Below are 11783 nucleotides of genomic sequence, written 5' to 3' on the forward strand. Positions count from 1 at the left end.
AATGGGCTCATTCATCCAGGGAGCGTTATCCAACGTAATACCAATACTGTTCAATCAGGCGCTTTATGCTTGCGGTGGGAGCGACCTTGGCGTCATCGGGTTTACTCTTCAGAACCTGATCAACCACCTTCTGCACTTGTTCATCACCGATTGTGCGCGGGTGGCCGGAACGATGTTCATCGTGCAGGCCAATCAATCCCTATTTCGACAAGCCCGTGCGCGACCGCGAGACCACGTCCGGTCGCTGATAAGCCCCTATAAAAGCGCAGCGCTCACGAGTTGATTTCAGATGAGCATAGGCCAGATTCCATTGGCACTTGTGGACCACCACTTTAGGGCGACGGGATGCTTGGTCAGGACTGTTGCCCGGTATAGCACAGGTTCGGGCGTTGAAAGCGGCCAAGCGTTTGGCGAAAGTGGCAGTGGAGTCCAACCGGTTAGGCTATGAAGAAGGGCGCGTGTCAGCATTGATGTGTTGCAGGTGCAAAGTAGCCATGTCAGGCCCACCACGAGCTCGCTCGCGCTCGTTATGATGCGGTTCTGGCACAACTGGAACTCAAAGCGGGCGTCGGCATTCTGCATGAGCTTGCTGATATCAATGTTTTGCTGGCCTCCCTAATGACTGCAATTAACGGAATTCAATCCACCCTATCCAAGGTAGTCAACATGATGGAAGGCACTTCTGACACCGCTTCCAATCGCTTTTTGAAATTCTATAAAGTGTTTTTTCCGGATTGCTGATCGCCTCAATCTTGATGACGAGCTATTCGGTGCTTGGTGCACAATTTCCGAGGCGGGCAAAACATTGCGCAGTGGATTGATCTTTGCCGTATTGCTATGGGGCGGCTTCAATGTGCACCGGCTTGAGGCGTGGTTTAAGTCGCCAGTGTAGGCAATCGGATCAACCGGGTATTTGGCTGCGCCGCTGCTGGCATCATGCAAATATCCAGTATGTCAGGCGTGGGCACTTCAGGATGCCTCAAAAAACATTGGCGTGCTTAGCGCCGACAGCTGCCCAGCCAGCAGGTAGTGTTTAAAGGCGCTCCTCAGATTGTGAGTGCTTTAATTACCTGGGCGACACTCCCCAACTCCCGATCCACCGCCGGCAACTCAGGCCGTTTGAGTACCAGCACCGGTATCCGGCGCTCGCGAGCCACCTGCAGTTTGGGCTCGGTGGACTGGCTGCCGCTGTTCTTGCTGATCAGCACATCGATGCCGCGTCGTTCGAATAGCTGGCGTTCCTCTTCCAACTGAAACGGGCCGCGAGCGGCGATGATTTCGCAGCGTTCATTGCCGGGCACGCTGTCCAGTGCGCGCAGGGTCCAGAACTGCTGCTCGGGGATTTCGTGCAGATGCTGTAACGGCTCGCGGCCCAGAGTGAACAGCGGTCGCTTGAAGGGCGTCAGGGCGCGTATCAGTTCGTGCCAGTCGGCGACTTCACGCCAGTCGTCGTCCGGCCCGGCTTGCCAGGCCGGGCGGCGCAAGGCCCAGCAAGGGATGCCGGTCAGCTGGGCGGCGGCTGCGGCGTTGCGGCTCATCTGGGCGGCGTAGGGGTGGGTGGCATCGAGCAGCAGGCTGATGCCCTGGTCGCGAATGAACTGGGCCAGCCCTTCGGCACCGCCATAGCCGCCGACCCGTAGCTGGCAGGTCAGGTCATTGGGCACCCGGCCGACACCGGCCAGGCTGTAGATATGCGCCGGCCCCAGAGTGCGGGCGATGGCCAGGGCCTCGGCGACGCCGCCGAGCAGCAGGATGCGTTTCATGGGGGTCCTTATTGTGCGTGGCCGACGATGCCGCCTTGCCGATCAATGGCGAAGACTTCCACCTCGACGCTGGCCGGCACCACACTACGGGCGAAGGCCAGTGCATGGCGGCATACGGTATCGCCCAGCGGTACCGCGGCGGCGCTGCACATGGCCAGGGCCTGCTGGCTGGTGTTGGCTGCGATGATGCGCTGTTGCAGATCGGTGTCGGCGCCCACATCGGCCGCCCAGCGCGCCAGTTGTGGCAGGTCGATGCTCGAATGGCGACTGTGCAGGTCCATGTGCCCGGCGGCCAGTTTGCTGATCTTGCCGAAGCCGCCGCACAGGCTCAATTTATCCACAGGCACTTTGCGCAGGTGCTTGAGCACGGCGCCGACAAAATCGCCCATTTCGATCAGGGCGATGTCCGGGATGCCGTAGACCCGGCGCATGGTGTCTTCGCTGGCGTTGCCGGTGCAGGCGGCAATATGCCGGTAGCCGTTGGTGGTGGCGACATCGATGCCCTGCTGGATCGAGGCGATATAGGCCGCGCAGGAGAACGGCCGGACGATGCCGCTGGTGCCGAGAATCGACAGCCCGCCGAGAATGCCCAGGCGCGGGTTCATGGTTTTCAGGGCCAGCTGTTCACCGCCCTGGACCGCAATAGTGACTTCGAAGCCGCCGTGGTAGCCCTGCTCGTCAGCCAGCCGCTGCAAGTGCTCGGTCATCATCCGCCGCGGCACCGGATTGATGGCCGGCTCACCCACCGCCAGCACCAGCCCCGGTCGGGTCACGGTGCCCACGCCTGGGCCTGCGATAAAGCGCACGCCTGGCGCGCTGAGCAACTTCACGTGTGCGAACAGCAAGGCGCCGTGAGTCACGTCCGGGTCGTCACCGGCATCCTTGATCGTACCGGCCTGGGCACCGTCTTCCAGCAGGCGGCAGAACTCCAGGCGCAGCTGCACCTGTTTGCCTTTTGGCAAGGTGATCTCAACCGCATCACAGGCTTGCCCGCCCAGCAGCAGGCGCGCCGCCGCCAGGCTGGTGGCCGTGGCGCAGCTGCCAGTGGTCAGGCCGCTGCGCAGGGGCGCGGGTTGTTCAGCGGTTTCTTCGCGCATCAGGGTTTGACCAGGTCCAGCAGGGTGATCGGCAGCGCCTGGCGCCAGGTGTCGAACTCACCCAGTGGCTTGGCCTGGGCGACGTGCAGGCGGGTCAGTTCACCGCCATGGCGTTCGCGCCAGTTCAGCAGCGCCATCTCGCTTTGCAAGGTCACGGCATTGGCCACCAGCCGCCCGCCGGGGCGCAGGTGCTCCCAGCAGCTTTCCAGCACACCGGGGCGAGTGACGCCGCCGCCAATGAAAATCGCGTCCGGGCGCTCCAGGCCGGCCAGTGCATCGGGGGCTGTACCGCGCACCAGTTGCAGACCGGGTACACCGAGATTGTCGCGGTTGGTCTCGATCAACTGCTGGCGCCCCTCATCGGCCTCGATGGCGATGGCGCGGCAGGTCGGGTGGGCGCGCATCCACTCAATGCCGATCGAGCCGCAGCCGGCGCCAACATCCCAAAGCAACTGGCCGGGTACCGGTGCCAGGTGGGCGAGGCTCACCGCGCGTACGTCGCGTTTGGTGAGTTGGCCGTCATGCAGGTAAGCCTGATCCGGCAGCCCGGCCAGCGGGCTGAGGCGCAAGGTGTCGGCGGCGATGCGGCAATCGATGGCGACCAGATTAAGGGCGGCAATGTCCGGGTTTTGCCATTCGCTGGCGATGCCATCGACTCGACGCTCGGCCGGGCCGCCCAGATGCTCCAGCACGCTGATCTGGCTGGGGCCGAAGCCGCGTTCGCGCAGCAGTGCAGCCAGCGCGGCAGGGCTGCTGCCGTCGTTGCTCAACACCAGCAGGCGCAGGCCATGATGCAGGTGCGCATTGAGCGCCGTCAGCGGCCGGGCGACCAGCGACAGGGTGACAACATCCTGCAGCGCCCAGCCCATCCGTGCGGCGGCCAGTGAGTAGGAAGACGGCGCCGGCAGCACGGTCATTGCGCTTTTATCCACAACCCGCGACAGGCTGACCCCCACGCCATACAGCATCGGGTCGCCGCTGGCCAACACGCACACCGGCTGGCCACGGCGCTCCAGCACCGCGTTGAGCGAGAAGGGGCTGGGCCAGGGCTGCCGGGCAGCACCGATGCACGGCGGCAGCAACGCCAGTTGCCGGGTACTGCCGAACACCTCGGTGGCATTGAGCAGCGCATGCCGGGCATTGCGGCCCAGGCCCTTGTAGCCGTCTTCACCAATTCCCACGACGGTCAGCCAGGGTGACATCTGAATACCTCGATTCGAACTTCCGACAGAGCGCCTTATGAAGCCTGTCGCCAAAGCAGGCATAATAGCGCGCCTGACAGGCACATTGCCCGTCATGGCTTCTGGCAGCGCCTGGCACTGCGTTCGTTCGCGAGCAGGGCTCCCTCCCACAAGTCTGTGGGAGGCGGCTCTGCCGGCGAATGCAGCGCTGCCAGCCACTTGTATACACGCACATCGGTGAATCCTTGAACGAGCCGCAGTCCGCTCGCCCTTGCTTCGTTACGCCTCGTCCCTCGGCTTGTCCGGGGTTGTTGCGTATCGTCGCCGCGCGCGATGGCGGGATCTGCCGGATAAAGCTGGCCGGCGGGGTGCTCAGTGCCGCCCAGGCGCAGGCCGTGGCCAGGGCTGCGCAGACTTATGCACAGGGCGTGATCGAGGTCACCAACCGCGCCAACCTGCAGATTCGCGGCATTGGCGCTGAGCATCAGGCGCTGATCGGCGAACTGCTGGGCGCCGGTCTCGGACCGGCCAACCCGGCCAGTGACGATGTGCGCAACCTGATGCTCAGCCCCAGTGCCGGGCTCGACCCGCAGATGCTCTGCGACACCCGGCCACTGGCAGCGCAGATTCTCGCCTCGCTGGAAAATATGCCACACCTGCACGCCCTGTCGCCCAAGTTCGCCGTTTCGCTGGACGGCGGCGAAGGGCTGGCCATGCTGGAGCATCCCCATGACCTGTGGCTGTCGGCGCTGCGCCTCGACGGCCAGGTCTGGCTCGGTTTTGGGCTGGCGGGTTGCCCGGCGCACGATGCGCCGCTGGCGGCTGTGGCGCTGGAGCACGGTCATGCTCTGGTGATCGCGGTACTGGAGCTGTTTCTTGACCTGGCCCGGCCGGAGCAGGCGCGCATGCGTCACCTTCTGCAGGATGTTCCAGCGGCTGAGTTACTGGGCCAGCTACAGGCGCGCTTGCCGGTGCAATGGCGCCAGGTAAGCGGCTGGCAGCGTCCGACTCGCGAGGCGTACCGGCATCTGGGGATTTATCCACAGTTGCAGGATGGCGTGGTCGCGGTCGGCGCCGCCCCCGCGCTTGGACGGCTTGATTCATGCTTGCTCGGCGCCGTGGCGCAGCTGGCTGCACAGCTGGGCGATGGCAGCCTGCACCTGACCCCCTGGCAGAGTCTGTTGCTGCCCAATGTGCCTGCCAGCAATGCCGTGCCGGTGCTCGAGGCCTTGCAGGCGCTCGGCTTGACCGTTAGCGCCGAGCAGCCGTTGGCGCGGCTGATGGCGTGCACCGGCTCGCAGGGCTGCGCCAAAGGCCTGGCCGATACCAAGGGCGACGCGCTGGCCCTGGCTGCGCAGTTGCCTGCCGATACCGCCTTGCACCTGACCGGCTGCCAGCGCTCCTGCGCCGCCGCCCATGTGGCGCCGCTGACGCTGTTGGCGGTGGCGCCGGGGCACTACGATCTTTATCAGCGCAATGCGCAGCACCCGGGGTTCGGTGTGCTGCGGGCGCGCAATCTCACTATTGAAGCCGTCGGCGCACTGTTGGCCGCCGACACACGGAGCACCCTGCATGATTGATTACATCCGCGATGGTCAGGAGATTTATCGCAACTCCTTCGCGATCATCCGCGCTGAAGCGCGGCTGGAGACCATTCCCGCCGACCTGGAAAAGCTCGCTGTGCGAGTGATTCATGCCTGCGGCATGGTCGATGTGGTCGAAGACCTGCGCTTCTCGCCAGGTGCAGGTGCGGCGGGCCGCAAGGCACTGGCCGCCGGTGCGCCGATTCTGTGCGATGCGCGGATGGTGTCCGAGGGCATCACCCGTGCGCGGCTGCCAGCCAATAACCCGATCATCTGCACATTGCACGACGAAGGTGTACCGGAGCTGGCCAAAGCGCTGGGCAATACCCGTTCGGCCGTGGCTCTGGAGCACTGGCGCGAACACCTGGAGGGCAGTGTAGTGGTGATCGGCAACGCGCCGACCGCATTGTTCTACCTGCTGGAAATGCTCGACGCCGGGGCTCCGAAGCCGGCGCTGATCATTGGTTTTCCGGTGGGCTTCGTGGGTGCTGCCGAGTCCAAGGACATGTTGGCGGCCGACAGCCGCGGCGTGCCGTATGTGATTGTCAAAGGCCGGCGCGGTGGCAGCGCCATGGCGGTGGCGGCGGTCAATGCCCTGGCCACGGAGGTCGAATGATGCAGCAGCGTGGCCGTCTGATCGGGCTGGGCGTAGGCCCCGGCGATCCTGAGCTGATTACCGTCAAAGCGCTGCGCCTGCTGCGCGAGTCGCCGGTGGTGGCGTATTTCGTGGCCAAGGGCAAGAAAGGCAACGCCTTCGGCATCATCGAGGCGCACCTGCAAGAAGCGCAAACCTTATTGCCGCTGGTCTACCCGGTAACCACCGAAGCGCTGCCGGCCCCCTTGTCTTATGAGCAGGTGATCAGCGATTTCTACGACCAGGCCAGTGTCGAGGTGGCGGCGCATCTGGACGCCGGTCGTGACGTGGCGGTGATCTGTGAGGGGGACCCGTTCTTCTACGGCTCTTACATGTACCTGCACGATCGGCTGGCCGAGCGTTATGTGGCTGAAGTGATTCCCGGCGTTTGCTCGATGCTCGGTGGCGCCTCGGTGCTGGGCGTGCCGCTGGTGTATCGCAACCAGAGCCTGTCGGTACTGTCCGGCGTGCTGCCCCATGAAGAGCTCAAGCGCAAGCTGGGCGATGCCGATGCGGCGGTGATCATGAAACTGGGGCGCAATTTTCCCAAGGTGCGTCAGGTGCTGGTAGAACTGGGGCTGGCCGGGCGGGCGCTGTATGTCGAGCGCGCGACCATGGCCAACCAGAAGATCGTGGCACTGGATGACGTCGACCCGATGTCGTCGCCGTACTTCTCGCTGATCATCGTACCGGGCGAAAGGTGGCAAGGCTGATGACCCAGACACCTCCAGCGATTGTCATCCTCGGCAATGGCAGCCTGGCCACGGCGCGGCGCATCCAGCAGGTGTTCCCCGGCGCGTTGATCCATGGCCTCGACGGCCGGGTGCAGGGGGCGGACCGGCGGTATGCCGAGTTTGGTGCCACCCTGCGCGAGCTGTACCGACAAGGCTCGCCAATCATTGCCCTGTGCGCGGCGGGCATCGTGATCCGCACCCTGGCGCCGCTGCTGCTGGAGAAGGGCGCCGAGCCGCCGGTATTGGCGGTGGCCGAGGACGGCAGCGCCGTGGTGCCGCTGCTCGGTGGCCTGGCCGGGGTCAATGGCCTGGCCCGGGAAATCGCTGCTGCGCTGGCGGTGGCACCGGCCATCACCACCAGTGGCGAACTGCGCTTTGGCACCTGCCTGCTCAATCCACCGGCCGGCTATGCCCTGGCGGATCTGGAGCAGGGCAAGCGCTTTGTCTCTGACTTGCTGGCCGGGCAAAGCGTGCGTGTCGAGGGGCAGGCGCCGTGGCTCGATAAGGTGCCGTTGCCCCATGATGCGCAGGCGGCCCGGAGCATCCATGTCAGCCACTTGCAACGTGAAGCCGCAGCCGACGAGTTGCTGATTTATCCGCGCAACGTGCTGGTGGCGGTCGAGCGGGTGTCCGAACAGCTGGCAAGCGAAGTGAATCAGGCGCTGAGCGCCGCCGCAATTGCTGCGCCGGCTCTAGCATGCCTGCTCGCTGATGAGTCACAAATGGCCAACCCACTGCTGCATCAGGCGGCCGCCGAGCTGAATGTCGCGGTGCGCTACATGACAGGCGCCTCGAATGCCGAGCGCCTGAAATTGAGCGGGGTGAGCCTGCACAGCGCAGCGCAGGCCGGGCTGTTGATCGGCATCGGCGCCGAGCCACTGAATGTCGAGCGCATCGGGCGCGGTCGTGGCCGGCTGGCGGTTATCGGTCTGGGCCCCGGTGCCCGCGAGCTGATGGTCCCGGCGGTGCAGGCCGAACTGGCCCGTGCCAACGATGTGCTGGGTTATGAAACCTACGTACGCATGGCCGGGCCTTTTCGCGATGATCAAGTGCTGCACAACACCGATAACCGCGAAGAAATGCAGCGTGCCCGCCACGCCTTCGAACTGGCTGCCCAGGGGCGGTCGGTGGTAGTGGTATCGTCCGGTGACCCTGGGGTGTTCGCCATGGCCGCTGCAGTGCTCGAAGCCTTGCACGAAGTCGTCGACGATCCGGCCCGCGCTGACTGGCGGGGCGTGGAGCTGGAAATCCTGCCCGGCGTATCGGCCAGCCTGGCCACCGCGGCGCAGGCCGGCGCGCCGCTGGGGCATGACTTCTGCGTGATGTCGCTGTCGGACAACCTCAAGCCCTGGTCGATCATCGAGCAGCGCCTGGAGCTGGCGTCCCAGGCTGATCTGGTGCTGGCCTTCTACAACCCGATCTCCCGCTCGCGACCTTGGCAACTGGGCCGCGCGCTGGAGATCGTGCGTCAGCATCGCAGTGCGCAGACCCCGGTCACCCTGGGCCGCGACATTGGCCGGCCTGGGCAGAGCCTGCGGATCGTGAGCCTGGGCGAGCTGACCCCCGAGATGGTTGATATGCGCACCATGGTGCTGGTTGGCTCGTCGACCACCTGCACCTTCCCGCGGGCCGATGGCGGGCAGTGGGTGTATACGCCGCGTTGGTATGGCAGCAAACCCTGAACTCATGGTGACGAGCCGTCGTCTGGTAGGCGCGGCTCGTAGGAAAGTTCATCTTTCAATAGGTGGCTTGCAGGCAGGGGAGTTGTAGGGTTTTGTACTTTTTCTAAATATTGGTTTTGTAAGATTTTTCTCTTTCTTTGCCGGGTTTTTTGTAATTTATTGTTTTTGTTGATTAATGTTCTGTGGATAAAAAAGACGCCTTTGTCGTGTTGTCTGTTTGTTAAATCGCTTTTTAGTATTTTGTTTTCGGATGCTGGCAAATTGAGAGGATGGAGTATTTATAACGGCTGGTGCTACCTTGTTGTTGTCCAGTAGGACATTTGACTACAAGGAACTAAAAGGGTTAGACGTTATGGAAAACTTTAATGAGCTGTCGCTGCAGAGTGTTCAAGAGTTTATTGCCAACTGTGACCTGGGGCAGTGCGAAGCACCGTCGATCACTCCGCACGGGGCGATGTCGGCCGCGCTGACGATGGCCGTCGATGGCGGTAATGAGGGTGCACAGCACCTTGTCGAAGGCGCTGGCAGCGGCGCAGTAGTTGAAGGCGGTCTGATGGTCTTCACGCCAGGCACCAGCGCAGAGGTTCGCAAGGAGGTACTGGATTGTTTGTTGTTAGCGACCCTGGTTGCCAATAACGCTCATGATATCGAAACCGAAAACAAGGATTGGTTCGGGACTTTTAATGACGTTCTGCTCAATCTGGGCTGGCCCGTTCACGATATGAACTACCGCGATTATCAGTCTGGCGGTGCCGGCTTAAGCATGGACAAACTGATTCTGGAAATGCTCGCCTCGGCGATTGCTACGGCAGCCTTGCCTGGGGCTGCTGGTGCAAAGTTGCTGGAGGTTGCCACCCAGTTGATTCAGGGGTTTTCCAGTCAGCCAGGGCCACTCAAACTATTCGAGCAAAAGAGCAAGTCACAACAAGGTGCCAACTTTCGGGTCGGCACTTGCCATGAGGCGCAAGACGGTGAGGTCTATATTACGCTGGCCACCGTCAACTTCAGAATCAAGCGCAACATGACGTCGGTCCTGGGCTTTCACTGGAGCGACGGTGAAGCGCAGATCTATGGTGCGAATCGTGGCCTGGTCTTCAATCGCCGACACTATGAGCGTGTCAAAGACGATGTAGAGGACAAACTGGGCAAGGGCGCCCGTGCCAACATCGCGGCATTCGAGATCTGACAGCCAGATTGGCAGGGGGCGGCTCATGGAACTGCAAAACCACAGTTTGATGGTCAGTGCGGGATGCCTGTTGTTTTTCGGCAATCATCGGTCTGACACGGATGTCATTGACGCTGCGCTGTATACGCAACTGTTTGCTTCGAAAAAACATTCCAGGCTGACTGATCATGAGCGTTGGAAAAAGGCTTGGCTGGAGGCTGCGATTTACCTGGGATGGGATTATCAGGGCAGTCTTAATTTCGTAGAGCCGGCCCCCTGCCAGGAGTCTGCCACTTTCTGGGACTGGGCCAAGGCGTTACGCCCGGCCTTTGTCAGCGAGGCGCTCGTTGAGGGTGGCGAGAAGGCATTGCAACAGTGCTCATTGCAGCAGGCCGCCTTCACGGTATTTGCCAACCAGGTGCTGGGCCCCGGTGCAACCGCCCTGGCGATGCAAGTAGGGCTGCTGGACAGGGATAAAAGCTTGACCCTGTTGCAGTTGTACTTTGAGTGCCGTAGTCCGCTGAGTCGCGACAGCCTGTTCGGACCCTGGAGCCCGGCTCAGGTAAAGGGCAATATCCGATTCAGCTTTCATCGGCTGTTGTTGTCCAGCGGGGCTTTATACCGGGAACGTCGTGAAGCGCTTTTTCGCAAGCTTGAGGACCGCCGTGTCGGGCTTGTCTTGCCGGTGCTGAGCCAGGGCAGTAAAGCATGAGTGCGCCTGACTTTGTCTGCCGTCTGGGTGACATAGACAGCCTGCTCGCGTTCTTTCCCGGTGTGGCACAGTCACATCGGGAGGACATCCAGGACGCCCTGCTGTATGCCCAGCAACGTGCTGGCCATCGGTATGACTTTCAGAGCCAGTGGCACAGCTGGATTCACGCTTACCGGCAGCATCTGGAGCGTAAGGGATTTCAGCCCCGTGGGCTGGTGACTGGCGACTCTCTGGTCATTGGTAGCGCCGACGATTTGGACCGTGCAAGTTTCAGGATTGCCAACCCGCAGGTTAGAGAACATCTGGCAGCGCAGGTCCGCGATGCATTCAGCAGGCTTGGGGTCCAGCAGCTTGCCAGTGGTTTTTTTCGCAGTGAGCACCTGGCAGCGGTGCGGCTGGGCAGTTTTCAGGTGATGCCGTGCGTGCAGACTGACAGCGCAGGGCTGATGACCTTGCTGTGTAGCTTGCGTCTGAACATTGACGACTATGCTGCGGGCGGTAAACGTCTGATCTTGCATTTCAAGGGTAACGCTTACCACTTCAACGCGCAGTTGTTTGCTCCGCGCCGCGAAGAGGTGCGCAGCTACCTGAGGGGCAAGAGCAATGCATTCATTACCCGGCTTGAACTCTAAGCCGGGACAAGATAACCACGTATCCCGGTAAAAATGATCTGTGCAGCCAGCGCGCAGACGAACAGCCCCATCAAGCGGCTGACGATCTGCAAGCCCTGGTCGCCCAGCAAGCGTTCGATGCGGTTGGCCATGAACAGCACCAGCCCCACGGTGAAGCTGGCCAGGGTAATGCTCAGCAGCGCGCTGATTTTGTCGTTCCAGTGCGGCTGGCTGACCCCCATGACCAGCAGGGCGCCGATGGTGCCGGGGCCAACGGTGATGGGGATGGTCAGCGGTACGATGCTCACATCCTGCTGGATGTTATCGGTCTGTACCGCTGATTTACCCTGGGCCATGCTCAGCGCCGAGATAAACAGCACAGTACCGGCACCGATCCGGAAAGCGTCAACGGTAATTCCGAACACGTCGAAGATCACCCGCCCGAACAGGTACAACAGCACGCTCGATACCAACGTGCCCAACGCGACTTTCCAGGCCAGGCGCTTCTGCTCTTTGCGCGAGTGGCCACGGGTCAGGCTGATGAAGCAGGACAGGACGAAAAATGGGCTGTAGAGCACTAACATTTTCAGGTAAACGCTGGACAGCACATGAAGCATGGCG

The 11783-nt window shown here is 62.3% G+C and carries 10 protein-coding genes and 3 pseudogenes; 8 read left to right on the forward strand and 5 right to left on the reverse strand.

Annotated elements, in window-relative coordinates; translation table 11 throughout:
* Positions 1–58: 58 nt before the first annotated feature.
* From NRB16_RS29800 to cbiE, 4 genes and pseudogenes are all read right to left on the reverse strand, one after another.
* Positions 59–238: pseudogene (locus NRB16_RS29800) on the reverse strand (IS630 family transposase); the annotation flags it as partial.
* A gap of 808 nt (positions 239–1046) precedes the next feature.
* A complete protein-coding gene (locus NRB16_RS19895; RefSeq protein WP_257106763.1) occupies positions 1047–1763 on the reverse strand; it encodes a cobalt-precorrin-6A reductase in 717 nt (238 codons plus the stop codon).
* 8 nt (positions 1764–1771) lie between these two features.
* Positions 1772–2860: a cobalt-precorrin-5B (C(1))-methyltransferase gene (locus tag NRB16_RS19900; protein ID WP_257106764.1), complete on the reverse strand. Its 1089-nt coding sequence runs from the start codon at positions 2858–2860 to the stop codon at positions 1772–1774.
* Entirely contained in the window at positions 2860–4062 is a 1203-nt protein-coding gene (gene cbiE / locus NRB16_RS19905; RefSeq protein WP_257106765.1) for a precorrin-6y C5,15-methyltransferase (decarboxylating) subunit CbiE, read from the reverse strand. The genes NRB16_RS19900 and cbiE overlap by 1 nt, the downstream gene beginning before the upstream one ends.
* A gap of 224 nt (positions 4063–4286) precedes the next feature.
* On the opposite strand from cbiE, the gene cobG reads away from it, so the two are divergent.
* From cobG to NRB16_RS19940, 8 genes and pseudogenes are all read left to right on the forward strand, one after another.
* Positions 4287–5621, forward strand: a complete 1335-nt coding sequence (gene cobG, locus NRB16_RS19910; protein WP_257106766.1) for a precorrin-3B synthase — start codon at positions 4287–4289, stop codon at positions 5619–5621.
* Positions 5614–6240: a precorrin-8X methylmutase gene (locus NRB16_RS19915; protein ID WP_045486939.1), complete on the forward strand. Its 627-nt coding sequence runs from the start codon at positions 5614–5616 to the stop codon at positions 6238–6240. Before cobG ends, NRB16_RS19915 begins: the two co-directional genes overlap by 8 nt.
* The gene (locus tag NRB16_RS19920; RefSeq protein ID WP_045486942.1) at positions 6240–6971 is read left to right on the forward strand and encodes a precorrin-2 C(20)-methyltransferase; all 732 of its coding nucleotides are present in this window, start codon (positions 6240–6242) and stop codon (positions 6969–6971) included. The genes NRB16_RS19915 and NRB16_RS19920 overlap by 1 nt, the downstream gene beginning before the upstream one ends.
* Positions 6971–7769: pseudogene (locus NRB16_RS29805) on the forward strand (precorrin-3B C(17)-methyltransferase); the annotation flags it as partial. The gene NRB16_RS19920 and the pseudogene NRB16_RS29805, both read left to right, overlap by 1 nt.
* A gap of 95 nt (positions 7770–7864) precedes the next feature.
* Positions 7865–8674, forward strand: a pseudogene (cobJ, locus tag NRB16_RS29810) (precorrin-3B C(17)-methyltransferase); the annotation flags it as partial.
* Between the two features lie 298 nt (positions 8675–8972).
* The gene (locus NRB16_RS19930) at positions 8973–9860 is read left to right on the forward strand and encodes a hypothetical protein (RefSeq protein WP_257106768.1); all 888 of its coding nucleotides are present in this window, start codon (positions 8973–8975) and stop codon (positions 9858–9860) included.
* 25 nt (positions 9861–9885) lie between these two features.
* Positions 9886–10551, forward strand: a complete 666-nt coding sequence (locus tag NRB16_RS19935; protein WP_253114653.1) for a hypothetical protein — start codon at positions 9886–9888, stop codon at positions 10549–10551.
* Complete coding sequence (locus tag NRB16_RS19940) at positions 10548–11183, forward strand: hypothetical protein (protein WP_257106769.1); 636 nt, start codon at positions 10548–10550, stop codon at positions 11181–11183. The genes NRB16_RS19935 and NRB16_RS19940 overlap by 4 nt, the downstream gene beginning before the upstream one ends.
* Here NRB16_RS19940 and NRB16_RS19945 read toward each other — a convergent pair.
* Entirely contained in the window at positions 11180–11779 is a 600-nt protein-coding gene (locus NRB16_RS19945; RefSeq protein ID WP_253114657.1) for a MarC family protein, read from the reverse strand. The genes NRB16_RS19940 and NRB16_RS19945 overlap by 4 nt on opposite strands.
* Positions 11780–11783 lie beyond the last annotated feature (4 nt).

This window comes from Pseudomonas sp. LJDD11, from assembly GCF_024584215.1.
Taxonomy (GTDB): Bacteria; Pseudomonadota; Gammaproteobacteria; order Pseudomonadales; family Pseudomonadaceae; genus Aquipseudomonas.